20 protein-coding genes are annotated in these 22,457 nt (G+C 70.5%); 10 read left to right on the forward strand and 10 right to left on the reverse strand.

What is annotated here, in order from left to right; all coding sequences use genetic code 11:
• Nucleotides 1-124 precede the first annotated feature (124 nt).
• The 4 genes from ACTWQF_RS05185 to ACTWQF_RS05200 all read right to left on the reverse strand — a co-directional run bounded on the left by ACTWQF_RS05185 (nt 125) and on the right by ACTWQF_RS05200 (nt 5,862).
• The gene (locus tag ACTWQF_RS05185; RefSeq protein WP_443277393.1) at nt 125-2,638 is read right to left on the reverse strand and encodes a hypothetical protein; all 2,514 of its coding nucleotides are present in this window, start codon (nt 2,636-2,638) and stop codon (nt 125-127) included.
• Nucleotides 2,639-2,898: 260 nt separating this feature from the next.
• A complete protein-coding gene (locus ACTWQF_RS05190; protein WP_443277395.1) occupies nt 2,899-3,615 on the reverse strand; it encodes a demethylmenaquinone methyltransferase in 717 nt (238 codons plus the stop codon).
• Nucleotides 3,616-3,638: 23 nt separating this feature from the next.
• Complete coding sequence (mqnC, locus tag ACTWQF_RS05195; RefSeq protein WP_443277397.1) at nt 3,639-4,844, reverse strand: cyclic dehypoxanthinyl futalosine synthase; 1,206 nt, start codon at nt 4,842-4,844, stop codon at nt 3,639-3,641.
• 166 nt (nt 4,845-5,010) lie between these two features.
• Complete coding sequence (locus tag ACTWQF_RS05200) at nt 5,011-5,862, reverse strand: menaquinone biosynthetic enzyme MqnA/MqnD family protein (protein WP_443277587.1); 852 nt, start codon at nt 5,860-5,862, stop codon at nt 5,011-5,013.
• A gap of 261 nt (nt 5,863-6,123) precedes the next feature.
• On the opposite strand from ACTWQF_RS05200, the gene ACTWQF_RS05205 reads away from it, so the two are divergent.
• Nucleotides 6,124-6,327 (forward strand): cold-shock protein, encoded by a 204-nt coding sequence (locus ACTWQF_RS05205; protein WP_019354156.1) that lies wholly within the window; start codon nt 6,124-6,126, stop codon nt 6,325-6,327.
• A gap of 187 nt (nt 6,328-6,514) precedes the next feature.
• Here ACTWQF_RS05205 and ACTWQF_RS05210 read toward each other — a convergent pair whose 3' ends face one another.
• From ACTWQF_RS05210 to ACTWQF_RS05230, 5 genes are all read right to left on the reverse strand, one after another.
• Nucleotides 6,515-7,009, reverse strand: a complete 495-nt coding sequence (locus ACTWQF_RS05210) for a ribose-5-phosphate isomerase (protein ID WP_443277400.1) — start codon at nt 7,007-7,009, stop codon at nt 6,515-6,517.
• Between the two features lie 36 nt (nt 7,010-7,045).
• Entirely contained in the window at nt 7,046-8,788 is a 1,743-nt protein-coding gene (locus ACTWQF_RS05215; RefSeq protein WP_443277402.1) for a dihydroxyacetone kinase family protein, read from the reverse strand.
• A gap of 64 nt (nt 8,789-8,852) precedes the next feature.
• Nucleotides 8,853-10,316 carry an FGGY family carbohydrate kinase gene (locus ACTWQF_RS05220; RefSeq protein ID WP_443277403.1) on the reverse strand — a complete coding sequence of 488 codons (1,464 nt, stop codon included), beginning with the start codon at nt 10,314-10,316 and terminating at the stop codon, nt 8,853-8,855.
• Complete coding sequence (locus ACTWQF_RS05225) at nt 10,313-11,392, reverse strand: 2-hydroxyacid dehydrogenase (protein WP_443277405.1); 1,080 nt, start codon at nt 11,390-11,392, stop codon at nt 10,313-10,315. The genes ACTWQF_RS05220 and ACTWQF_RS05225 overlap by 4 nt, the downstream gene beginning before the upstream one ends.
• Complete coding sequence (locus tag ACTWQF_RS05230) at nt 11,392-12,096, reverse strand: HAD family hydrolase (protein ID WP_443277406.1); 705 nt, start codon at nt 12,094-12,096, stop codon at nt 11,392-11,394. The genes ACTWQF_RS05225 and ACTWQF_RS05230 overlap by 1 nt, the downstream gene beginning before the upstream one ends.
• 148 nt (nt 12,097-12,244) lie before the next feature.
• Here ACTWQF_RS05230 and ACTWQF_RS05235 point away from each other — a divergent pair, with 148 nt between their 5' ends.
• Both ACTWQF_RS05235 and ACTWQF_RS05240 read left to right on the forward strand, forming a co-directional pair.
• A complete protein-coding gene (locus ACTWQF_RS05235; RefSeq protein WP_443277408.1) occupies nt 12,245-13,030 on the forward strand; it encodes a DeoR/GlpR family DNA-binding transcription regulator in 786 nt (261 codons plus the stop codon).
• A gap of 256 nt (nt 13,031-13,286) precedes the next feature.
• Nucleotides 13,287-14,609 carry an MFS transporter gene (locus tag ACTWQF_RS05240; protein ID WP_443277409.1) on the forward strand — a complete coding sequence of 441 codons (1,323 nt, stop codon included), beginning with the start codon at nt 13,287-13,289 and terminating at the stop codon, nt 14,607-14,609.
• Nucleotides 14,610-14,712: 103 nt separating this feature from the next.
• Here ACTWQF_RS05240 and ACTWQF_RS05245 read toward each other — a convergent pair whose 3' ends face one another.
• Entirely contained in the window at nt 14,713-15,126 is a 414-nt protein-coding gene (locus tag ACTWQF_RS05245) for a DUF3224 domain-containing protein (protein ID WP_443277410.1), read from the reverse strand.
• A gap of 143 nt (nt 15,127-15,269) precedes the next feature.
• Between ACTWQF_RS05245 and ACTWQF_RS05250 the strand changes: the two genes are divergently transcribed.
• From ACTWQF_RS05250 to ACTWQF_RS05280, 7 genes are all read left to right on the forward strand, one after another.
• The gene (locus ACTWQF_RS05250) at nt 15,270-16,367 is read left to right on the forward strand and encodes a helix-turn-helix transcriptional regulator (protein WP_443277412.1); all 1,098 of its coding nucleotides are present in this window, start codon (nt 15,270-15,272) and stop codon (nt 16,365-16,367) included.
• A gap of 154 nt (nt 16,368-16,521) precedes the next feature.
• A complete protein-coding gene (locus tag ACTWQF_RS05255; RefSeq protein ID WP_443277414.1) occupies nt 16,522-17,754 on the forward strand; it encodes an MFS transporter in 1,233 nt (410 codons plus the stop codon).
• Nucleotides 17,755-17,881: 127 nt separating this feature from the next.
• Nucleotides 17,882-18,817 (forward strand): TetR family transcriptional regulator C-terminal domain-containing protein, encoded by a 936-nt coding sequence (locus ACTWQF_RS05260; protein ID WP_443277415.1) that lies wholly within the window; start codon nt 17,882-17,884, stop codon nt 18,815-18,817.
• 61 nt (nt 18,818-18,878) lie between these two features.
• Nucleotides 18,879-19,772: a 3-keto-5-aminohexanoate cleavage protein gene (locus tag ACTWQF_RS05265; RefSeq protein ID WP_443277417.1), complete on the forward strand. Its 894-nt coding sequence runs from the start codon at nt 18,879-18,881 to the stop codon at nt 19,770-19,772.
• A 43-nt stretch (nt 19,773-19,815) separates the two neighbouring features.
• Nucleotides 19,816-20,802 (forward strand): 3-hydroxyacyl-CoA dehydrogenase NAD-binding domain-containing protein, encoded by a 987-nt coding sequence (locus tag ACTWQF_RS05270; RefSeq protein ID WP_443277418.1) that lies wholly within the window; start codon nt 19,816-19,818, stop codon nt 20,800-20,802.
• Nucleotides 20,799-21,242, forward strand: coding sequence for a thioesterase family protein (locus ACTWQF_RS05275; protein WP_443277420.1), 444 nt, complete (start codon nt 20,799-20,801; stop codon nt 21,240-21,242). The genes ACTWQF_RS05270 and ACTWQF_RS05275 overlap by 4 nt, the downstream gene beginning before the upstream one ends.
• A 223-nt stretch (nt 21,243-21,465) precedes the next feature.
• Nucleotides 21,466-22,422, forward strand: coding sequence for a TauD/TfdA dioxygenase family protein (locus ACTWQF_RS05280; RefSeq protein ID WP_443277422.1), 957 nt, complete (start codon nt 21,466-21,468; stop codon nt 22,420-22,422).
• The last annotated feature ends 35 nt before the right edge of the window (nt 22,423-22,457 follow it).

Genomic DNA, 22,457 nt, shown 5'->3' on the forward strand with positions numbered 1-22,457 from the left:
TTGGGGGTCGGCCACGAGGACTCCCGCATGCTGGCTGGTTCGGCTGACCTCGCCAGTCTATGCGGGAGCCGGGACCGCGCCGCGTTCCGGCCCCTCCCCCGCCGTCCGTCAGCCCTGCGGTCCGTCAGGTGCCGTTCTCGTCCCAGGTGCGCAGCGCGGTGCTGAAGACCTGTTCCCGGTCCGGATCCCACTCGTCGTAGCGGCTCTCGGCGTAGAGGCTGTACTCCGTACCGTCCTCGCCGACGTACGCCTGGTCGATGGCGTGGATGGTGCGGCCCGATTCGTCCGAGGTGTAGACGAACTCCCAGCGGGCGCCCGGCCGTCCCCGGAAGGTGTTCTCCGTCAGTTCGAGGCGCCGGTAGCCGTCCCGCTTGCGGGCGCCCTCCTCCAGGTTTCGGAAGTTGTCGTACGACGACTGGCCCGCGTTCTCGATGATGCCGACACGCAGATAGTCGCCCCCGGTGGGAGCCTCGTAGTCGACCTGGGTGCCCTTCGCCCGGCGCTGCCAGCCCTCCATCACCCCGACGGAGAAGCCCTTGGGGTCGTCCACCGTGGTGAAGCCGTCGGGCAGCTCGGTGGTCTCCGGGGTGCCGGGGGAGCCGCCCGACTGCGCGTCCGGATCGGAGTCGTCGGAGCTGTCGGAGCTGTCGGACGGTGCGGGTCTCGGCCCTTCGGGGCTCTCGTCGGCGGGCTCCTTCTCCTTCTCCTTTGTGGACGCCTTGGCGGGCTCTTTGGCTGCGGGCTTGCTGTCGTCCTTGCCGTCGTCGCCCGCAAGATAGAAGGCACCCCCGGCCCCTGCGCCGCCCACCAGGAACGCGGCGAGGATGAGGCCCGCCCACATGAGGCCACGCCTGCGCTGCGGAGGCGCCACCGGGCCGCCGCCCCCGCCCGGGCCCTGGATGTCGGGGCCGGGTGCGGGGTCGGTTGCGGGGTACGCGGCGCCGGGACGGTCGGCCTGCGCGGGTGGCGCGGCGGGAGGGGGCGACACCGGCGGAGCGGCCGGTATGCCGTGGGCGCCCGCACCGTGCGGGCCGGTGCCGTGCGGGCCGGTGCCGTAAGCGCCCGCACCCAGGCCCGTACCGCCGAGGCCGGTCCCGCCGGGGCCGCCCTTGCCGAACTGGGCACGCAGGAAGGGGACCAGCAGCGTGCCGCCGTAGGACCACAGCAGCGCGAACAGCAGCAGCTCCGCGATACCGGCCCCGATCTCACCGTGGGCGTAGAAGCGGTCGCCGGACCCGAGTTCGCTGCCGTAATCGCTTCCGTAGTCGTCTTCGTAGTTGCCGCCGTAGTCGTCTCCGAGGCCGCCCCCGCTGCCGTCACCGATGTCGGCGGTCGGGTCGCGGAACCCGGCGTCGAAGCTCGCCCCGGCCAGCGCGGCGACCAGCAGCAGCGCGAGGACGAAGAACCCGGCGGCGAGCAGTTGTTCGCGGCGGTCGACGCTGCGCCGCGCCACCAGCGTGCCCAGCAGCAGCGCGCACGCCAGCCCGCCGGCCAGCGCGCCGACGACCGCCCAGCCGCCATTGACGAGGTCGCTCAACTCCCCGTAGCCGAACGACTCGCGCCCCGCGTCCCACTGGCTGATGTCCCACTTCACGTCGATGGGCGCGCCCCAGGACAGCGCGAGGCCGAACGTGCCGACGTTGGGCAGCAGCGCCACCAGCCCCCATACGTCACCGGCGTTGACGTCGTCCTCGGTCGCCAGCAGGACGACGAACATCACCACGGAGGCCAGCGCGATCACAGCCGCCAGTGCGAGCCCCGCCGTCCGCAGCGCGCCCATCACAGCGCGCGGGCCGGGGCGCGCGGCCAGCCAGGCGTCGGTCCCGCCCCGGGTCAGCACGAGCGCCGCGACGAAGGTGGAGAGCAGGAACGCCCACAGCAGGGTGAGGCCGGGCGAGGACTCCAACTCCAGTCCCTCGTACGAGGGAGAGGCGTACAGCCCCAGCGCGAGCCCCCCGAGTCCGCACACTGCGCCGATCCGCAGCGCGGCCTCGAATCCGGCAGAGGGTGTCGCCGGTGCCAGTCTGCGCCGCTCGAAACGGGCCGCGACGACGAGTGCGCCGATCCACAAGGCAGTCGCGAGCAGCGGCAGTCCGGAGACCTCCGCGTCGCCCGCCACGCGCGCACCCTGGGTCTGGAAATCGGGATCGGCCGAGACGCCGAATCCGCCGCCGATGCCCTGGAGCAGTGCGGCAAGTGCGACCCGCATCCGGGTGCCCCAGCCGATGTCCAGGTCGTCGATGTCCTCGTTGGACCAGATGCCGAGCAGGCAGGCCGCCAGGAACAGCAACCCCAACGGCCAGCCGGCGACGCGCAGTGCGCCGAGCCAGTCGCCCTTGAGGGTCCGCGCCAGGAACATCCCGACCGGGCTGGGCCGGGCGGGCTGGGGAGGGGCGGGCGGAGGCGGCGCGTAGCCGGGCTGCGCAGGCTGCGCGGTCTGGGTCGGTACGTACGCGGGCGGGGCCGCGGGCTCGGGCGGGGCGGCGGGCGGGGGCGGACCCGCCGGTGCGGGCGGGGCCGCAAGCTCGGGCGAGTCCGCAGGCTCGGGCGGGGCCGCCGGTGCGGGCGGGGCCGCGGGCTCGGGCGGGGCCGCGGGCTCGGGCGGGGCCGCAGGTGCCGTGGGGGCGCCGCAGGACATGCAGAAGCGGGCCTCGGCGGGGGAATCGGCACCACATTGCGGGCACGGCGACGATGACGGCGGCGGCGGGGACGACATGGCGCTCCGATGCGGTTGCGTTCGGCGTTCGGGGAGGGGAGAAGCGGCACACAGGGGAACCGCGTGTGTGCGTACGGTACGTGGGGGACGGGTTACATCGTTCCGCCGAACGCCCCTTGGGGGAAGGAGATTTATCCAAGCGCAACCGGACTTGGCCAACTACTCCTCGAATTGACGCTGCGTCAGTCAGTCGGACCCGTCGGACCCGTCGGACGGAAGCCGCGGTGCAGGGCGACGATGCCGCCCGTCAGATTGCGCCAGGCCACCCGGGTCCAGCCCGCGTCCTGGAGACGGGCCGCCAATTGCGGCTGGTTCGGCCACTCGCGGATGGACTCCGCGAGATAGACGTAGGCATCCGGGCTGCTGCTGACCCGCCGGGCGAGTGGCGGCAGCGCGCGCATCAGGTACTCCGTGTAGACGGTGCGGAACGGCGCCCACGTCGGATGGCTGAACTCGCAGATCAGCACGCGCCCACCGGGCTTGGTGACCCGCCGCATCTCGGCGAGCGCCGTATCCACCGCGCTGACGTTGCGCAGCCCGAAAGAGATGGTCACCGCGTCGAACGTGCCGTCGGCGAAGGGGAGTCGGGTCGCGTCACCCGCGGTGAGCGGCATCCAGGGGTGGCGCTGCTTGCCCTCACGCAGCATGCCGAGCGAGAAGTCGCACGGCACCGTGAAGGCCCCGGCCTCCACGAAGGGCAGCGACGAAGTGGCGGTACCCGCCGCGAGGTCGAGCACCCGCTCGCCCGGGCGCGCGTCCACGGCGTCGGCGACCGCCCGCCGCCACAGCCGGGCCTGGCCGAGCGAGAGCACATCGTTGGTGAGGTCGTACTTGGCCGCCACGTCGTCGAACATGGCCGCGACCTCGTGCGGCTTCTTGTCCAGGGATGCCCGCGTCACGTCTTGTGTTGTCCGTCCGGTCGTCAGTTCGCGTCGATGAGGGCGAGTTCGGGGTGGGCACTTCCACCCTCGATGGCAGTGGAGGAGAGGTGCGAGACGACCTTGTCGTCCACGGGGTCGTTCGCCGGGTCGTCGTGCACCACCAAGTGCTCGTACGTCGTGGCACGCTGCGCCGGAACACGGCCCGCCTTGCGGATGAGGTCGATCAGCTCCATCCGGTTGGAGCGGTGCTTGGCGCCCGCCGAGGAGACGACGTTCTCCTCCAGCATCACCGAGCCGAGGTCGTCGGCGCCGTAGTGCAGCGAGAGCTGTCCGACGTCCTTGCCGGTGGTCAGCCAGGAGCCCTGGATGTGGGCGACGTTGTCGAGGAAGATCCGCGCGATGGCGATCATCCGCAGGTACTCGAAGACGGTCGCCTGCGTCTGCCCCTTCAGGTGGTTGTTCTCCGGCTGGTAGGTGTACGGGATGAAGGCGCGGAAGCCGCCGGTGCGGTCCTGCACATCACGGATCATCCGCAGGTGCTCGATGCGCTCGGCGTTGGTCTCGCCCGTGCCCATCAGCATGGTGGAGGTGGACTCCACACCGAGGTTGTGGGCGATCTCCATGATCTCCAGCCACCGCTCGCCCGACTCCTTGAGCGGGGCGATGGCCTTACGGGGCCGCTCGGGCAGCAGCTCGGCGCCGGCGCCCGCGAAGGAGTCGAGACCTGCCGCGTGAATGCGCTCGATCGCCTCCTTCGGCGACACTCCGGAGATCCGCGCCATGTGCTCGACCTCGCTGGCGCCCAGCGAGTGGATGACCAGCTGCGGGAACGCCTTCTTGATGGCGGCGAAGTGCTCCTCGTAGTACTCCACCCCGAAGTCCGGGTGGTGGCCGCCCTGGAACATGATCTGGGTGCCGCCCAGCTCCACCGTCTCCGCGCAGCGGCGCAGGATGTCGTCCAGGTCCCGGATCCACACCTTGTCGCTCTTGGGCGAGGCGTAGAAGGCGCAGAACTTGCAGGCCGTCACGCACGAGTTGGTGTAGTTGATGTTGCGCTCGATGATGTACGTGGCGATGTGCTCGGTCCCGGCGTACCGGCGGCGGCGCGCCTTGTCGGCAGCGGCGCCCAGCGCGTGCAGGGGCGCGTAGCGGTAGAGGTCGAGCGCCTCTTCGGGAGTGACGCGCCCTCCGGTGGCGGCGCGGTCGAGGGCGGAGAGCAGGTCGGCTTCCGACACGTGCGCTGTCACCGTGGCGTCCCTCCAAAGGTCGCACTTCGCACATTCACTGCATTTCAAACGTTCGCTGAATCTCGCCGCTTACCACAGCACAACGGCGCCGGACCAGCCTACGCCAGGGGCATTCGGCCGATCTTCTGGAGTGTCCCCGAGGGTCGCCCGAGTGCCCCCGGGGGGCTCAGGTGCGGGGCTCTGGGCTGAGCATCTCCACCCGGACGTCGGGCGGGAAACCGGTTGTCGCGCCGGTACGGCGGGCGAACTCGGCGACGCCCTCCAGTTGCCGTTCGCCGAACCGGAAGTCCAGGGTGGTGAAGTACCGCTCCAGCACCTTCGGCTCGAAGATCTCGTAGCGCGCGGCGTGCTCGGCCACCTGGTCGACCTGCTCCATGGCCAGGTCGCGGGAGGCCAGGAACGCCCGGTGCGTCTCGTGCACGGTCTCGGGAGCCTGCCGCAGGAAGTCGCGGCGTACGGCCCAGACGGCGAAGACGAACGGCAGCCCCGTCCACTCCTTCCACAGCCGCCCCAGATCGTGCACCTGGAGGTCCTCCTCGGGCAGCTGCCGCAGATAGGCGCGCAGCCCCACGTCACCGATGACGACGGCGGCGTCCGCCTCCTTCATCATCCGCTCCAGATCGGGCGGGCAGCTGTAGTAGTCCGGCTGGACGCCGTAGCGCTCCGTGAGCAGCAGCTCGGCGAGGCGTACGGAGGTTCGCGAGGTCGAGCCGAGGGCCACCCGGGCGCCATCCAGCTGATCGAGGGGGACGCGGGAGACGATCTCGCACGACATGACGTCGCCGTCGCAGCCCACCGCGATGTCCGGGAGGGCCACCAGGTCGTCCGCGTTGCGCAGGAACTCCACCAGGGTGACGGGCCCCATGTCGAGCCGCCCGTCGATGATCATCTCGCTGAGCTTCTCGGGGGTGTCCCTGGTCAGGTCCAGGTCCAGCAGGGTGTGGGTGTGGACCAGGCCCCAGTACAGCGGCAGACAGTTGAGGAACTGGATGTGCGCGACGCGGGGGCGGGTGCGCACATGCCTCGGTTTCGCAGTCACTCTCCGGAGATTACGCCCCGGTCTGTGCCCCGCCACGCGGGGTCCTCCGGGAGGGCTGTGGGACATGATCCGCAGCTCTTCCACCCCCGGCCCCACCATGCTAGGCTCAGAGCCAAGTTGCAGTTTGGTTTCCCTTGCAGTACAGAGCCTGCGGAGCATGTGACCGCGGGCTCTCGTCGTTTTCAGGCTTCTTTGTGGGTTCTGGGAGCAGGGACACCCTTATAGGCCCAAGGAGGGCTTATGGCTACCGGAACCGTTAAGTGGTTCAACGCCGAAAAGGGCTTCGGTTTCATCGCCCAGGACGGCGGCGGTCCCGATGTCTTCGTCCACTACTCCGCGATCAACGCATCCGGTTTCCGCTCTCTCGAGGAGAACCAGATGGTGTCGTTCGATGTCACGCAGGGCCCCAAGGGTCCGCAGGCGGAGAATGTCACCGCGCAGTAGTCCCTGACTCTGCAGTATCCAAGGAGCCCCCGCTTCGGCGGGGGCTCCTGCCTTTTCCGGGGGCGCCGTTCGGCGCGCCTTTTCCCCGGTGCTGTTTCCCGGCGCCTTTCACGTTGCAGTTTCCCGGCCCGTTCCGCGCTGCCGTTTCCCGGCCCGTTCCCCGGTGCCGCTTCCGGCCCGGCGGGGGTCAGCAGTTGTGCTCGTAGCCCGTTATCGCGGCGACCTTGGCCGCCGAGGCGGAGCCCTCGTCAAAATGCTGGTCCAGCCACTCGTCCAGCAGGGTGCGGGCCAACTCCAGGCCGATGACGCGCTGGCCGAAGCAGAGGACCTGAGCGTTGTTGCTGAGTACTGAGCGCTGCACGGAGTAGCTGTCGTGTGCGGTGACGGCGCGGATGCCGGGGACCTTGTTCGCGCTGATGGCGACGCCCAGACCGGTGCCGCAGATCAGCAGCGCGCGGTCGGCCTCGCCGTCGGCGACGCGGCGGGCGGCCTCGACGGCTACGTGCGGATAGGCCCGGTCCTTGTCGGCCCCTCCGCTGTCGACGCCGACATCGGTGACCTCCGCGACCCGGGCGTCGCGGACCAGGTCCTTCTTGAGGGCTTCCTTGTAGTCGAGACCCGCGTCGTCGCAGCCCACGACGATACGGAAGGGCTGCCGGGGCCCTGCGGGGGTGCTGCTCATGGTGCGTTCCTCCTGGTGGCGGGGGGGGAGAAGAGGTCAGGCCACGGCGCTTACGGTGTCCGCCACCGTGCCCAGGACCAGCGCCAGCGAGGTGGCGCCCGGGTCCGGGGTGCCGATGCTGCGTTCGGCGAGCGGCCGGGCGCGGCCCAGCTTGGGGCGCAGCTCCGCGGTGGCCTCTGCGGCGGTACGGGCCACATCGGCCGCGTCGGCCAGCGCCCGCGCCGGTGCGCTGCCCGCCGCCAGCCGTTCTCCGAAAGCGGTCACGAACGGGGCGAGTGCGTCGACCAGGGTCTTGTCGCCGGGCTCCGCCTTGCCGAGCGCGGTGACGGCCTCCAGCGCGGCCCGTGCGCCGGCCGCCAGTTCCGCGGGCACAGGGGCGCGGTCGGCGGGGAGCGCGGAGCCGAACGCGCGCAGTGCTGCGCCCCACAGCGCTCCGGAGGTGCCCCCTGCCTCTGCCGCCCAGGCGTCTCCGGCAGCACCGAGCAGCGCGGCCGGCGCAGCGCCCCTGACCTGCGCCTTCTCGGCGGCGGCCAGCGCCGCGTCCACGCCTTTGCACATGCCGCGCCCGTGGTCCCCGTCCCCGGCGACGGCGTCGAGCCGGCCGAGTGTCTCTTCCTGCTCGTGGAGGAGGGTGTGGGCGGCCTGGAAGGCGCGTACGACGGTGGCCCCGGTGGCGACCGCCTCGCCAGTGGCGGGAACGTCACTGGTCTGAGCGGTGACGGCGGTGACCGTACGGGGCGCGGCCACCGTCCCGCTCGCGGACGGATCTTGCGGGGCGACCTCGCCCCGGCGGAAGGCCGGGGTGTCGGCGGGGGCGAGCCAGAGCCGTTCCAGCTCGTCGTCCAGCCAGGTGACGGTCAGCGAGCAGCCCGCCATGTCCAGCGAGGTGACCAGCTCGCCCACCTCGGGGCGTACCAGCTCCAGTCCCGCCTCGTCGAGCAGCCGTGCCACGGATGCCCACAGAACGTACAACTCCTCGTACTTGGTGGCGCCCAGGCCGTTGAGGAGGACCGCCACCCGGCGGCTGTCCGCGGCCTCCTCGGGCCGCTCGGCCAGCAGCCCCTCCACCAGGGTGCGGGCCAGGTCCTCGGCGGTCGTCAGCTCGGTCTCGCTCACGCCCGGCTCGCCGTGGATGCCCAGGCCGAGGCCCAGCTTGCCCTCCGGCACGGTGAACAGCGGCTCCCGCTGACCGGGCAGTGTGCACCCAGCGAAGGCCACGCCGAGCGAGCGGGTCCGGGCGTTGGTGTGCTCCGCGATCCGGATCACCGCGTCCAGGTCGGCACCCTCCTCGGCGGCGGCGGAGGCCGTCTTGTAGACGGTGAAGCCGCCCGCGATACCGCGCCGCCGGGCCGCCTCCGCGGTGGGGGCGCTGGCGATGTCGTCGGTGACGGCGAAGCAGCGGGCCGGTATGCCGTCGGCGGTCAGCCGCTGGGCTGCCTGGCCGAAGTTCATGACGTCGCCCGCGTAGTTGCCGAACATGAACAGCACGCCTGCCCCCGTTTCGGCTTCCGCCGCCACGGAGTACGCCTGCGCGGCGGACGGGGAGGTGAAGACGTTGCCGATGACCGAGCCGTCGGCGAACCCCTTGCCGACCACGCCGCAGAACGCGGGGTAGTGGCCGGAACCGCCGCCGGTCAGCACCGCGACCTTCGCGATGCCGGGGCGGTGGGCTCTGACAACGCCGCCGGGGACTGCGCGGACGTGTTCGGGGTGGGCCGCGGTGAAGCCTTGGACCATGTCCTCGGCGAAGCGGGCAGGGTCGTTGAATACGCGGGTCATATGGGACTCCAGCAGTGGGTTTTGCCGGGACCGGACGGAGTCCGGGGAAGGGACCGGGACGGGGTCACCAGGTCTGGCGGGCTCTTTCCAAGGTGTCGAGGTAGCGGTGGTAGCCGTCTTCGTAGAAGGCGACCGCCGCATCGTCGGCGCGGGCGACACGGCCCCCTTCCAAGGAGCCCCCGACAGCTGAGTCGGCAGAGTCAGCGCCCAGCGCGCGCCAGGCGACCCGTGCGGCGCCGCGGATGCCCACGGCGTCCTCCCGCACATGGACATCCCGGCCGAGTACGCCGGCGAAGATGCGCCCCCATTCGCCGGAGCGCGCTCCCCCGCCGCAGGCGGTGATAGCCCCGGCGACGCCGAGGGTCTCCAGGCAGTGCCGTGCCGAGTAGGCGACGGCTTCGCACAGGGCACGCACCAGGTCGGCGCGGCCGGTCAGGGGCGAGAGCCCGTCGAGCCGGCCGCGGGCGCGGGCGTCCACGAAGGGGGCCCGCTCGCCGCTGGTGGACAGGAACGGCAGGGCCGTCACCCCGGCGGCGCCGTATGGGGACTGCGCCAGCAGCGCGTCCAGTTCCTCGATGCGTACGCCGAGCATGCCCAGCAGCCAGTCCAGCCCGGCCGTGCCGATCATGGCGGGCATGACCCGCAGATACCGGTCCTCGTACGGGGTGGCCAGGATCATGCCGGCCGCCTCGTCCCCCGCACCCGGCGCGGGGTCGTCGCTCAGCACCTGGCAGGCCAGCGTCGTACCGATGATGAGGTTGCCCTCGCCGACCTGCTCCAGGCCCGAGCCGAAGCCGCACGCCGGGATGTCGAAGGGACCGGCGCTGACGGGCAGGCCGACGGGCAGCCCAAGCTCCGCGGCGACCTTGGGCAGCAGTCCGAACAAGGCACCGGGCGGTGCGGGTTCGGCCAGCAGTCCGCGCCACCGGCCCAGCCCGCACAGCTGAAGTGCCTCGTCGTCGTACGTACGCCGGGCCACGTCCAGGAACGGCACCGATGCGTCTGAGGCGTCCACCGTGCGCTCTCCGGTGAAGCGCTGGGCGATGGCGTCGACGCAGTACCCGGCCACATCGGCCGCGGCCAGCCGCTCGGGCTCGTGTTCGGCCAGGTGGGCGAGGAGGGGTCCGGCGGCGCCCGGGAACATACCGGCTCCGGTGCGCCGGTAGACCTGACGGGCCGTGCCGTCGGCGGCCCACTTGTCCAGGACGGGGGCCGCGCGGCCGTCCATCCAGGACAGCGCCCGGCCCACCGGACGGCCGTCGGCGTCCCGCAGCCACAGGCCGTCGCCCTGGCCGGTCAGTGCGAGGGCCTCGATGGGCTCGTTCGGGTCGAGTTGTGCGGCATCGGCGACGGCGGCCCGTACGACGGTGACGACGGTGCCGATGACCTCGTCCATGTCCTGCTCGACGCGGTTGCCCGGCAACGTGTACAGCGTGCTGCGGGCCTCGTGCGCCGGGCTGGTGCGCCCGTCGCGCGCGATGAGCTGGGCCTTGGTGACCGAGGTGCCGACATCGACCCCGACGATCATGACTGCTGCCCTCCCCCGGCGGTCCCCGTGGTCCCGAACACCTCCGGGTTGACCACGAACTCGGGGCGCTCACCGCGCAGATGGGCGGCTGCCTGGGCCGCCGTGATGGCCGCGGCGCGGTCGGCGGTCTGCCGGGTTGCGCCCGCCAGGTGCGGGGTGGTGATGACGTGGGGAGCGCGGTGCAGCGGCCAGTCCGCGGGCGGCGGCTCGACGTCGTACACATCCAGCGCCAGCGCGCCCAGATGGCCGGACTCCAGCATCGCCGGCAGCGGGCCGTAGTCCATCAGTTCGCCGCGCGCCGAGTTGACGAGCACCGCGCCCTTGGGGAGCAGCTTGAGGTTGTCGGCGTTCAGCATGTGCCGGGTCTCGGGCGTGACGCGGGCGTGCAGGCTGACGACCGCGCTGCGGCGCAGCAGCTCCTCCAGCGCCACCAGCTCCACGCCGTCCGCCGCGGCCTTGACCGGGTCGGCGTACGGGTCGGCGACCAGCACCCTGGAGCCGAAGGCACGCAGCACCCGCGCGACGATCGCGCCGATGGCGCCGTATCCGACGAGTCCGACGGTGGTGCCGTCCAGCTCGATGCCCGCGTTCTCGATGGCGTAGTAATCGCCCCGCCAGGTGCCCTTCTTCAGTTCCGCGTCGGAGGCCGGGATACGGCGCAGCGCGGCGAGCATCAGCCCGAGGGCGAACTCGGCGGCGGCAGCCGCGTTGCGGCCGGGGGTGAAGGTGACGGGGATGCCGGCGCGGGTGGCGGCCGGCACGTCGACGTTGACCGGGCCGCCGCGGGCCACCGCGATCAGCTTCAGGTTCGGGGCCTCGCGGATGACGCGGTCGGTGAACGGCGCCATCTGGATCAGCGCCACCTCCGCGTCGCCGAGCGCTTCGAGCAGCTCGTCCTCGGTGCCGCTGGCCTCCTTGACGTTGCCGACGGGGCCGAAGGGGGTGTGCGGCCAGGGGGTGGTCTGGGTACGGAAGTCCAGCGCGATGCCGGGGGCCGCTTCCTTGAGCGCGTCGACGAAGAGCTGGGGGGCGATGAAGTGGTCGCCCGAGGCCAGCACCTTGATCGGGTCCGGCATTACCGGTCACCTTCCTTGAGCTGGGAGCTTTCCGCGAGCTGCGGGCTTTCCGCGAGCCGGGAGAGCAGGTAGCGGCGTACGTCGTCGTGGTCCGCCGCGCGGTGTGCGGCGCCCGCCAGCGCGTCGGCGGCCGGCGGGTAGCCGGGGTTGGGGATGGCGACGACCGTCATCCCGGCCGCCGCGGCGGCGCGCAGCCCGTTGCTGGAATCCTCCACCGCCAGGCAGTCGGCCGCGGGGACGCCGAGCTTGTCGGCGGCCGCGAGGTAGACGTCCGGGCTGGGCTTGCCACGCGGGACCTCGGCGCTGGAGACGGTGGCCTTGAAGTGGTGGTCGACTCCATGGTGCGCGAGGACGGCGTCGATCACGCGGCGCGGCGCGGACGAGGCGAGCGCGATGGGCCCGCGTGCGGCGGCGTCGGTGATCATCTCCAGGGCGCCCGGCAGCAGTTCGATCTCACCGTCCTCCAGCGCCTTGATCATGCCGTCCACGACGGTGCGCTCCGTATCGGCGGCGCTGTCGCCGGCCCCGGCGAACTCGGTGAGGAAGGCGGCCCACTCCGGGGCGCTCATGCCCTGGCAGCTCTTGGTCTGCTCGGGTCCCCACTGCTTGCCGCGCTCGGCGGCGAACGCGGTCCACAGCCGCTCCCAGAGATGCTCGCTCTCGACGAGCACTCCGTCCATGTCAAACACCACTGCATCGGCCACGGCCGGAACTCCTCACCTTCGGCTCCCTGCAAATTAACACCGCATCTGTTATCTGTCACTTGTGGGTTGATACGCACACCAGGAACAATGTGAGACTTCCAGTGATCCGGGGACCGGAAGAGACCGTCCGGGGTGCAGGATGGTCCGTATGACCGCCCATTCAGCAGCGCGCGCCTCGCGCCAGAAGCGTCAGCAGCAGATCGTCGACCATGTGCTGGCCAAGGGCGACGCCTCGGTGGCGGAGCTGACGGAACTGACCGGCGTCAGCGTGATGACGGTGCACCGGGACATCGCCGAGCTCGCCGACCGCGGCATCCTGCGCAAGTACCACGGCGGTGTCTCGGCCCAGCCCTCCACCGTCTTCGAGTCCAGCTCCGACTTCCGGCTGCACGCGCACACCGGCGAGAAGGACGCACTGGCCGGCGCCGCGCTGGAGTTCGTGACGCCGGGAATGTCGCTGATGCTGGACGACTCGACCACGGCGCTGGCCTTCGCGAAGCTGCTGCCGCAGGTGGGGCCGCTGACCGTGGTGACCAACTACCGGCTGATCACCGAGGAGCTGCGGCCCGTGGAAGACGTACGGCTCATCGGGATCGGCGGCGAGTACTCGCGCACCCACGACTCATGGATCGGGCTCTCCGCACTGGAGATGATCAAGAGTTTCTCGGTGGACCTGACCGTCGTCTCCACCTCCGCCATCACCGGCACCATGACCTATCACCAGGAACAGGAGATCGTCGCCCTCAAGCGCGCGATGCGGGAGGCGGGCTCGGTGAGCGTGCTGCTGATGGACCACAGCAAGGTCGGCCGCAGCGCGCTGCACCGGCTGGATCCGGTACGCGCCTTCGACCATGTGGTGCTCAGCGGGCCGGTGGACGAAGGGCTGGTGGCGGAGATGCGGAAGCTGACGGATGTGCGGGTGGTCTCCGCGTAAGGGTTGTCCGGCGGGTCTTGGCTCGCCCTCTCGGCTGTGCTGGGCAGGGGGCTGCCCCTTCCTGGCGCTTGCAGGCTGCGGGTTCGTTGTGGTCGCTCGCGCAGTTCCCCGCGCCCCTTCGGGGCGCGCCCCCTTTCACGTGCTGTTAGGCCGCAACAGGCTTGACCGTTATTTTTAACAGAGCTCTTGATATTTCTCGCAGGCGGGCTGAGTATCTGCGGTGCACCAACTGGTTACCTCAGAGCGGAGGCCCCCGATGACGGATTCAGCGACCCGACCTGCCGAGAGAGGGCTACTCGATCGCATAGGGCTGCCGAAACCCCTGGTCCTCGGGTATATCGGCGTACTGCTGTTCATGATCGGCGACGGTGTCGAGAGCGGTTTCATCTCGCCGTACATGGCCGACCACGGAGCAGGCACCGATGTGAAGGCCGGCTACGTCATCACCGCGTACGGCGTCACCGTGATGCTGGCCTCCTGGTTCTCCGGCGCGCTCTCCGAGGTGTGGGGCCCGCGCAAGGTGATGTGGGTGGGCCTGGCGATCTGGGCGGTCTTCGACGCGCTCTACCTGGTCTTCGCGCTCGGCACCGAGAACTACCCGATGATGCTGATCCTCTACGGCATCCGCGGCTTCGGCTATCCGCTCTTCGCCTTCGGCTTCCTCGTCTGGATCACCGGCACAGCTCCGAAAGCCCGGCTGGGCACCGCCGTGGGCTGGTTCTACTTCGCCTTCACCGGCGGCCTGCCCACCCTCGGTTCCCTGTGGTCCAGCTTCACCATCCCCGCCATCGGTGAACTGGGCACCCTGTGGAGCGCGCTCGCCCTCATCCTGGCCGGTGGCGCCATCGCACTGGTCGGCGCCAAGCGGCGGGAGGGCGGCGACCGGCTGGCTGAGCCCGGCGTCACCACGGGCGAGTCCCTCTTCAACAGCGTCTCGATCATCTGGACGCACCCCAGGGTGCTGGTCGGCTGCCTGGTACGGATCATCAACACGGCGCCCGAGTTCGGCATGCTCGTCTACCTGCCGCGGATCTTCTCCGACGATGTCGGCTTCGGCACCGACAAGTGGCTCCAGCTGCTGGCGATCATCTACGGCACCAACATCTTCTTCAACCTGATCTTCGGGGCCGTCTCCGACAAGATCGGCTGGCGGACCACCATCGCCACCTTCGGCGCCCTCGGCTGTGCGATCAGCGTGACGGTGCTGTACTTCGTGCCGACCTGGCTCGGCCCCGACTACTACTGGGTCGCCGTGCTCGCCGGCATGCTGTACGGCGCCACGCTGGCCGGCTTCGTCCCCATCTCGGCGCTGATCCCGAGCATGGCCCCGGACAACAAGGGCGGCGCGATGGCTCTCCTCAACCTCGGTGCGGGCGGCGCCGCCTTCGTGGGGCCTGCCATCGCGTCCATCTTCCTCCCGCTCGTGGGCGCGGGTGGCGTGACCATCGTCTTCCTGGCTCTGTACCTGGTCGCCATGGTGCTGACCTTCTTCCTCAAGATGCCGGAGGAGCAGGGCGGTTCCGGTTCCCCTGGCGTCACGTCGCCTTCCGGCAAGAGCTCCGCCCCTTCGCCCGCCTAGCTCTCTCACGGCAGCGCCTCTTCTCGCGGAACACCCCCTTCTCGCCGTCGCAGCGAGAAGGGGGTTTCCGTGTGAGGGGTTCGGCGGGGAGGGCAGCGGGGCCTCAGCCCTGGAGCTCGTAGGAGAAGGTCACCTTCACCTCCTGCTCCCCCTGGCGGACCTCGTACCCTCCCGTTCCGGTCAGACCGGCGAGCTCCCCCGTACCCGAGCCCGGTACCACCTCGAACGAGCAGCGGATGACGCCCTCCTCGTCGAAGGTGCCGTTCTGTTGGATGACGAACGTGCCCTCCCGGCCCTCGACGGAGCCGGTCAGCAGCTCCATCCCGCAGAAGGACCCGCGGGTCTCGGCGACGTACGCCAGTACGTACTGGCATGCGGTGCCCTCCGCCTCGATGCCCCCGCTGTAGTTGTTGACGACGGCGGCGTGCGCGAGGCGGGGGCTGCGGTCGGCATCGGTGACGTTCTTCTCGTCCCAGGAGGAGAAGGTGAAGACGGCGGTGGTGGACTGCTGGGCCATGTCGGTGCCTTTCGCTCTGCTTGCTGCTCGACTTGCTGCTCGACTTGCTGCTCGACTTGCTGCTCGACGGCGTACGGGCATCCTTCCGGCCGTACCTGACACCTTCTGTCAGGTACGGCGGACCAGGGCGCGACAATGACGGCATGCGCGCCGACCGGCTCCTCTCGCTGCTCCTCCTGCTGCAGAACCGCGGCCGGATGACGGCGCCCGAACTCGCCGCCGAGCTGGGCATCTCCGTCCGCACCGTCTACCGCGACATCGAGGCGCTCAGCGGCTCCGGCGTCCCCGTCTACGCCGACCGCGGCCCGGCGGGCGGCTACCGCCTCATGGCCGGGTACCGCACCCGGCTGACCGGTCTGACCGACTCCGAGGCAGGCTCCCTCTTCCTGTCCGGGCTCCCGGGCCCGGCCCAGGAACTGGGGCTCGGTGCCGTGCTGACCACCGCACAGCTGAAGGTGCGCGCCGCGCTCCCGGCCCCGCTCGCCGAGCACAGCCGGCGCATCCAGGACCGGTTCCACCTGGACGCGCCGGGCTGGTTCCGCGACGCCGACCCGGTGCCGTACCTGCCGCGGGTCGCCCACGCGGTGTGGGAGCAGCGTGTGCTGCAGGTGCGCTACCGGCGCTGGCGCGGCGAGGTGCGGCGCGAACTGCGCCCGCTGGGCATCGTCCTCAAGGGCGGCATCTGGTATGCGGTGGCGGTGTCCGCCGCCCCGGACAGCGACGCCGCAGGCAGGGAGGACGCCGTACACGGGGAGGCGGGCGTACGCGGGGACTCAGGTGTACGCGGGGACGCGGGCGTGCGCGGGGATGCGGATGTCGCACGTCCGGGCGAGGGCGCCGTCCGTACCTTCCGGATCTCGCGGCTGGTGGAGGTCAGCACCGGTGAGGGGACCTTCGAGCGGCCCGCGGGTTTCGATCTGGCGGCGTACTGGGAGGCTTCGGCGCGGCGTCTGGAGGCAATGTTGCGCCAGGACGTGGCTCGGATCCGGCTCTCGCCGAGCGGCCGGCGGCTGCTCCCGGCGAAGTTCGGCACGTCGGGCGAGCGGGCGCTGGAGAGTGCGGGGCCGGCGGACGCGGCCGGGTGGGTCGAGGTGGAGCTGGCCGTCGAGTCGCAGCCGGTCGCCGTCTCCGACCTGCTCAGCCTGGGCGCGGAGGCCGAGGTCGTGGGGCCGCCCGCACTACGGGAGGCCATGATCGACGCCGTCCATGCACTTTCGGCCCGCTACCCGGCAGCGCACTGACCCCGTCCCTCCCGAGTTCTGGCAGGGGCACCGTGGGACACAACGAGGGGTTGTGGCTTCCTGGCTGGTCGGTTGTTTGATCTCGCCATCCGCTACTCGCTTTGATGCCGGTGGTCACCAGTGGTTGTTCAGTTCGGCGAGAGATGCGTTGGGGATGCCAGGCAGACGGGCGCTGGGCAGGCGGTTCGGGTGGTTGTGGGCGTCGTATGCCGTCAGCGCGTACGGCACATCGCTCGGGTTCGGTGCGTTTTCCTTGATCGCGGTCCTCGCGCTGCACTCCGGGCCGGCCCAGGTGGCGGCGCTGGCTGCCACGGGGCGGGCGGTGGGAGCAGTGGTGGCGGTACCGCTCGGTCCATGGGTGGAGTTCCGCCGCAAGCGGCCTGTCATGGTGGCTATGGACCTGACCCGGTTCGCGGCGTTGATGAGCGTCCCCGCCGCGTTCGCGCTCGGCCGGCTCAGCTTCGCCCAACTCCTCGTCGTCTCCGTCGTCGTCGCGGCGGCCAACATCGCCTTCAACGCGGCCGGAGGCGTGTATCTGAAGGCGCTCGTGCCGCCGCAGGACCTGCTCGTCGCGAACGGCCGGTTCGAGTCCACGACATGGAGCGCGACGATGGTCGGACCACCGCTCGGGGGAGTCGCGATCGGGATGTTCGGCCCGGTGACGACCATGATGGCCGATGCGGTCAGCTACCTGCTCTCAGCCCTGGGCATCCGGGCCATCGGCGGGGGCGAACCGCGCCCCGCGCGGACCGGTGCACCGCGGCTTCGCGCAGGTGATCTGCTCGAAGGCTGGCGCTACATCCTCAGCCGGCCCGCACTGCGCCCGCTGCTCTTCAACTCGATCGTGGTGAACGGCCTGATCATGGCCTCCGAGCCGCTGCTCGCCGTACTCCTGCTGGGCCGCCTCGGGTTCACACCCTGGCAGTACGGTCTGATGTTCGCGGCCCCCTGCATCGGTGGCCTCGTAGGCTCACGCATCGCGCGCCGGCTCGTGACACGGTTCGGGCAGCGCAAGGTGATGCTCACCGCCGGGGCACTGCGGGCATACTGGCCAGTCGGTTTGGCGTTCGTGCAACCCGGCGTCTCCGGGATCGTGCTCGTCATCGCCGTCCAGCTCGGTCTGGTGACCTGCTGTGGCGTGTTCAACCCGGTACTGGCCACCTACCGGCTCGAGCACACCGACCCCGACCGGGTCGCCCGCACCCTGACCGCCTGGTCGGTCAGCAGCAGCATTGCCATCGCGGCCCTGACCGCAGCGTGGGGCTTGCTCGCCGCCATCACCGGCCCCCGCACCGCGATCGCGATCGCCGGAGTCCTCCTGCTGGTCACCCCGCTGCTGCTCCCGCGCCGAGCGGCACTGAGATGCGCCGAGGTGTTGCGCCCCTGACTGATGCATCAGTCAGGGGCGCAATGACGCCCCAAGCACCCACTTGTATCTGAGCAAATGCGGACCAATCAGCTACCGTCATCACCTACTCATTGCGTTTATCTCAACGCCCTCGTACGGTGGCCCCATGCCGAACACAGCGGGCGACAGGATTCAGGACGGCGTGGGCGAGATCGCCGAGCGCGTCCGTAAGGTCGTCGAGGCCGCCGGATGCAGCCAGCGGGAGTTCGCCCGGCGCATCGTGATGGACCCCTCGAAGCTCTCCCGCTCGCTCAGCGGCACCCGCCGCTTCACGGTCGCCGAACTGGCCCGGATCGCCGACGCGGGACAGGTCGACGCGGGGTGGCTGCTCGGTTCCGGCAGCACGGTGCCCGCCGGGCCGGGCCCGGAGGACGCCGAGCACCCGGATGCCGCACCGTCGTCGGTGGCGGAGTCCCGGGCGGCCGTACTCCCCGCCGCGGGGCGTCCGTTGCAGATCGTGCAGGAGACGGTGCGGCTGATCGCCGAGCACGGATTCCACTCCGTACGGGTGGCCGACATCGCCGCCGCGTGCGACACCAGTACCGCCGCCATCCACTACCACTTCCCCGGCCGCGCCGAGCTGCTGGAGGCTGCCGTGCGCTGGTGCATGGACGAGGACACCGCCACCCGCGCGGCGCGGATCGCCGCGGCCGGTGCAGCCGAGGACGCCGTGGCCGAGCTGGGTGAGCTCCTCGCACTGCAGACACCGCGGACCGAGCAGCAGCGACGGCAGTGGCTGGTGTGGCTCGATCTGTGGGCCGAAGCCGCGCGCTCGACCGCCATCGGGCAACTGCACGTCGAGTACTACCGGCAATGGCGCACCACCGTCGCCGACGTCATCCGGCGCGGTATCGCACAGGGCGTCTTCCGCGAGGTCGACCCCGAGTTCAGCGCACTGCGGCTGACCGCGCTCGTCGACGGACTGGCCTCCCAAGTGCTGGCCAGCGCCGCCGGAGCGGAGGACGGGACCAGTCCCGACAACATGTACGCGGCGCTGCTCGCGTATGTGCGGACCGAATTGCTCTCGACGGCCGCGGACTGAGCCTCGGCCGCCCTTTCTTCTCCCCGCCGGCACCTCGCCGTTCCTACTTGGAGGGATCGCCATGCCCCTGAACGAGAACGTCATCATCACCTGCGCCCTCACCGGCGCGGGCGACACCGTCGGGCGCAGTCCGTATGTGCCCGTGACCCCCGAGCAGATAGCCGCCTCGGCTGTCGAGGCGGCGGAGGCGGGCGCGGCCGTCGTCCATATCCATGTGCGCGACCCGGAGACCGGCGCACCCTCGCGGGGCCCGAAGCTGTACCGCGAGGTCGTCGAGCGGATCAAGGAGACGGGCACGGACGTCGTCATCAATCTGACCGCCGGTATGGGCGGTGACCTGGTGCTCGACGCCGATCAGCCGCTGGAGAAGGGCGCGTTGGAGGGTACGGATCTGGTCGGCGGCCTCGACCGGCTGCCGCACGTGGAGGATCTGCTGCCCGACATCTGCACCCTGGACTGCGGTTCGCTCAATTTCGGCGACCAGCTGTATGTCTCCACCACGGAGATGCTGCGGAAGGGGGCTCGGCGGATCCAGGAACTCGGCGTCAAGCCGGAGTTGGAGATCTTCGACACCGGCCAGCTGTGGTTCGCCAAGCAGCTGCTGGAGGAGGGGCTGCTGGATCAGCCGACGCTTTTCCAGCTGTGCATGGGTATTCCGTGGGGTGCTCCGGCCGATCCCGGTGTGCTTCAGTCGATGGTCAACTTTCTGCCGCCGGGTGCGCAGTGGGCGTCGTTCGCGTTGGGGCGGATGCAGATGCCGTGGGTGGCGCAGTCGATTCTGCTCGGTGGGAATGTGCGGGTCGGGCTGGAGGACAACCTGTATCTGAGTCGGGGAGTCAAGGCCACGAATGGGCAGCTCGTCGAGAGGGCGGTCCAGATTGTTGAGGCCCTCGGAGTGTCGGTGGCCTCGCCCGATGAAGCCCGAGCCCGTCTTGGGCTCAAGCCCCGAACGTGACGGTGGCCGCGCCCCCACAAGCGAACCGAAGGAGACCCTCACAATGACTGTCCCTCCCAGCGAAGTAACCCGCATAACGTGCATCGGCGCCGGGGTCATAGGTGGTGGCTGGGTCGCCCATTTCCTGGCGCGCGGTTATGACGTAACCGCGTGGGACCCCGCACCGGGGGCCCCGGAAAAGCTGCGGCGACTGGTGGACGCGGCGTGGCCCGCGCTTACTCAACTCGGCCTGGCAAAAGATGCCTCACCGGATAGGCTCCAATTCGCCGCCTCCCTCGAAGCGGCTTGCGCGCAGGCGCAGTTCGTCCAGGAGAGTGCCCCGGAAAAGCTGGAGCTCAAAAAGGATCTGCTGGCTCAGCTGGACGCGGCGACGCCGGAGGGCGTCGTCATCGCGTCGTCCACGTCGGGGTATCCGATGACCGACATGCAGACGGAAGCGGCAAACCCGGGCCGGCTCCTGGTGGGCCACCCGTTCAACCCGCCGTACCTGATCCCTCTCGTTGAGGTGGCCGGAGGCGAACGCACCGAGCGCGGGGCCGTCGAATGGGCGTCGCGATTCTACGAGGCGGCGGGCAAATCGGTGATCACCATGAACCGGGAACTGCCCGGCTTCATCGCCAACCGCCTTCAAGAGGCACTGTGGCGCGAGGCCCTGCACATGGTCGCCAACGGCGAGGCCACGGTGAAGGAGATCGACGACTCGATCACCGAGGGGCCGGGGCTGCGGTGGGCGTTCATGGGGCCCTGCCTGACGTTCGCACTGGCGGGCGGCGAAGGCGGAATGGGCCACATGCTCGACCACTTCGGCCCGTCCCTCAAATCGCCGTGGACTCGGCTGGAGGCACCCGAGCTGGACTCGGCGTTGCGGGACGCGATGGTGGCCGGCTGCGAGGAGGCCGCCGCCGGACGCAGCATCGCGGACCTGGTCGCCGAGCGGGACCAGGGCGTCATCGACGTACTGCGGGCCACCGGCCGACTGCCTGGCGCAACGGCGAACGCGGAGCCGAAAGTGAAGGAGGCCGGCCAATGACGCGACTGCCCCTGTTCCAGCAGACGGTCCGCGCCGAATGGATCGACTACAACGGCCATATGAGCGAGGCGTTCTACGTCCTCGTCTTCGGCCACGCGACCGACGCGATGATGGACGCGGTGGGCCTGGGCCCGAAGTACCGGGAGAGCACGGGCTGCTCGTTGTACACCGTCGAGGCGCATGTGCGGTATGTGAGCGAGGTGGCGGAGGGGGCACCGCTCGCGGTGCGTACGCGCATCCTCGGTGTGGCCGGGAAGAAGCTGCGCTTCGCGCACGAGATGTACGTCGAGGACCGTACGGTCGCCACGAGTGAGCTGTTCGCGCTGCATGTGGGCGCCGAGGGCAGCGTGGCGTTCCCGGAGCCGGTGCGGGAACAACTGGCCGCGCTCGTCGAGGAGCCTCCCGCATGGGCGGGTCGCGCCATCGCTCCCCTGGGCTGACCTGCACGATGTTGACGTTTCAGAGCGCGAATCCCACAATGAGCGGCATGGTCGCGCACTCCACTTCCCCGCTCGGACGCCACGGCGTCCCGTGGCGGCGTGGGTGCGAGCGATCCGGTCTCTAGGTGTGACTCCGGCTCCCTGGGAGGGAGCCATGGAGCCGCCGTGCGTCGGCACGGTCGGCAGACATCCACCGCCCACCGGATCCGCTGGAGGACCCTTCATGAGCATCACTGCCCCAGACGCCCCTGACACCACTGCCGCTCCTGCTCCCCTTCGTGACGCCCGCGTCCCGGAGGGCGGCCTGTACGAAGGGGTGCGCATTCTGCGGCCGTTCCCCGAGAACTGGGAGGAGCGGCCCTACGAGCTGATCGAGGTCGTGCCGCAGACCCGCGTCATCGGCGCGGAGATCCGGGGTGCCGATCTGTCCCGGCCGCTGAGCCCCGCGCTGCGGGAGGAGCTGAACCGGGCACTGCTGGAGTGGAAGGTGCTCTTCTTCCGGGGCGCGAACCTCGCTCCCGAGCAGCAGGCCGCGTTCGCGCGGCACTGGGGCGAGCTGGAGACCAATCCGCTGCTGGCGCGCGGATCCAGCGACGAGATCGTCCGCTTCGAGAAGGGTGCCGCGACCCGGCCCACGTACGAGAACGTATGGCACACCGATGTCACCTTCCGTGAGCGGCCCGCCATGGGTGCCGTGCTGCAGCTGCGCGAGGTGCCGCCGCTGGGGGGACACACCATGTGGGCGGACATGGCGGCTGCGTACGACAATCTGCCGTCGCAGGTGCGGGAGCGGATCGACGGGGCGACGGCGGTGCACGACTTCATCCCCGGGTTTGCGCGCTTCACCTCGGCGGAGCGGCTGGCCGAACTGCAGGAGGAGTTCCCGCCGGTCGAGCACCCGGTGGTGCGTACCCACCCGGAGACAGGCCGCAGGATGCTGTTCGTGAACACCTCGTTCACCACCCACATCGTGGGCATGGAGCGCGAGGAGAGTGACCGGCTGCTGGCCGAGCTGGTCCGGCAGGCGCATGTGCCCGAGTATCAGGTGCGGTTCGCCTGGCAGCCCGGTGACATCGCGTTCTGGGACAACCGGGCCACCCAGCACTACGCCCTGTTCGACTACGCGCCGCACCGGCGGGTGGCCGAGCGGGTGGCCATCGTGGGTGACCGCCCCTTCTGACCGCCCCTTCTGACCCTCTCGGCCGCCTCGTCCGC

It is taken from the genome of Streptomyces sp. 8N114 (assembly GCF_052245835.1).
GTDB lineage: Bacteria > Actinomycetota > Actinomycetes > Streptomycetales > Streptomycetaceae > Streptomyces.